At 50.6% G+C, this 2,027-nt stretch carries 2 protein-coding genes; both read right to left on the reverse strand.

Features of this window, described 5'->3' with window-relative positions:
- A partial coding sequence (locus AB1690_03950; protein MEW6014453.1) for a hypothetical protein occupies nt 1-1,571 on the reverse strand: 1,571 nt, incomplete at its 3' end.
- A 230-nt stretch (nt 1,572-1,801) separates the two neighbouring features.
- Nucleotides 1,802-2,027, reverse strand: a 226-nt coding sequence (locus AB1690_03955) for an HslU--HslV peptidase ATPase subunit (protein ID MEW6014454.1), incomplete at its 5' end; no start/stop codon positions are given.

A 2,027-nucleotide genomic window follows, 5' to 3' on the forward strand; every position in this document is an offset into this window, starting at 1 on the left:
ACCCCGGTCAGCTGGCCGACAATATGCTCATGCTGTTTATTCAGAATGAAACTGAATCCGCAGGTATCATCACTCAGATAAAACGAATATGTCCCCGGACTGCTTAGATAGGATATGGCATACGCCGTATGATTATAGAAACCGGTGTCGGCGGCAATCTGGTAACTTCCGTCTCCCGCCGGATGAGCCATATAATTGCCGTTGGCGCCGTTAAGACGGATATCAACCTGGTCAAAAGGAATTGTTTCGTCGCCAGAATCGAAATTAACATTGCCGCAGACCAGTTTTCCTTCCACCACTCTGAACGAGACAGTGTCTCCGGGCATAACTCCCGAATAATTTCCTATAACTGTATAACCGGGCGGGATTGGATACCAGTCATCCCACATAGAAACCGTCACGAAGTAACCGGCGCTCTGGTCGGAAGAAACGCCAATCTGGTACAGCCCGGAATCTCCAGCATTGGTGATTTTGTTGCCGTAGGCGCCAATTTCACTTGAGTACGCCTGCACCCGGTACTGGTGAGTGGGAAGTCCGCCGCTTTCGGTGATGGTGAAATTAATGACCGTATCCGCCAGGGGGCAGACCAGGTCATGCTGAAAACTGTGCAGCACAGAATTATCAAAATAAAAAGACTGCGGCACCATATACTGAGGGTCGATATTGTCGGATACGCCCAGCCACCACTCACCCAGTTCGGCCGAGGTGAAATAGATGACATAGTAACCGTCATAACTGGCGTAATATTTCTCTCCGGAACCTCCCACCGGCGAGCACCAGACTTCCACCGGCGCAATCGGATTGTCATCGGGGTCCACCACATAACCATAGACAGAGTCAGCCGGCGCCCCATAAACGAAATCAACTCCACTGACAACTCCGTTGGCGACGATATACTGCTCCGGCGGTGTCACAAATCCCTGGACATTGCCGGGATATATGTCAAAGGTAATTCCGCTGCCGGTGGCTCCAATATTAATAGCATAAGCGCCGGTGTTATCGGTAAATGCCGACCAGAGCTGGAATCCCATTGAATCGCTTTCCGCCTGAACCCAGATGTTTTCGAGAAGATTGTCCGGCGGCGTTACCCCTTCCATCGTCACTGTTCCGGTGATTTGATTCGGCGGCGAACTGAGAGCCTGCATCAGGACCTCCCTTTCGGCGGCGCTCATGTCCGAGAGGTCGGTCGCCCGGAAAATGTAATTGGTGGGCGCCACTCCCAAAACAAAGGGCATCGTTATATACCACCCATCGGGCAGCGGGTCGCTGTCCGGCGGCGGACCATCCGAGGCGGTATCGCCATCGGCTGAAATATAAGAAACCACCAGATAATCGGAACCTTCTTCAATGATGGAATTGAGATTCAAATCGGCCCAGATTTCCCATTGAACATTAGCGCCGACGGCGCAATTGGAGCCCCAGCTCATCTGGTCTCCCTGAACCGCCGTGGTCGCCGATGTATCCCCATTGACCGAAATGAAAACATAGTCGGTCAGGGCGAACGCCGGCGAAAATGAAGTCATCGTCAGAAGCGCCGCTAAAGCGAGCGCTGCCATGCACATTCTTTTCATCTTACCCCTCACTACTGTTTATAAAGTTGCCGTTTACTAATGAACTTATAAAAACTTCCATGTTTAGTATATACTCCCTGGTCGGTCTCCAGGTCAGCCCCACCCCGAGACCGCGTGTCAATAACTATTCCCAAAAAATCAATCTCAGATAGATATATCGGCAATACCAAAGAATATTACAGCCCCTGATATAAAATCAAGAGAAAATCTTTCTCGCGGGCAACAGAGAATTACAGAATATACCGGCTGAGATCTTCATCGCCGATAATATCGGCAAGTTTCTTAGTCACCATCTCCGGTGTAATCCGGATGCCCTTTTTGCCGTCCGAGCAATCAAACATTATATCTTCGAGAAGATTGGACATGATGGTGTGCAGCCGCCGCGCTCCGATATTTTCGGTATTAGTATTCACCTGTTCAGCAATCTCGGCAATTCGCTGCAGCGCCGAATCGGCG

The sequence above is a fragment of the Candidatus Zixiibacteriota bacterium genome (assembly GCA_040753495.1).
Classification (GTDB): Bacteria; Zixibacteria; MSB-5A5; order GN15; family PGXB01; genus DYGG01.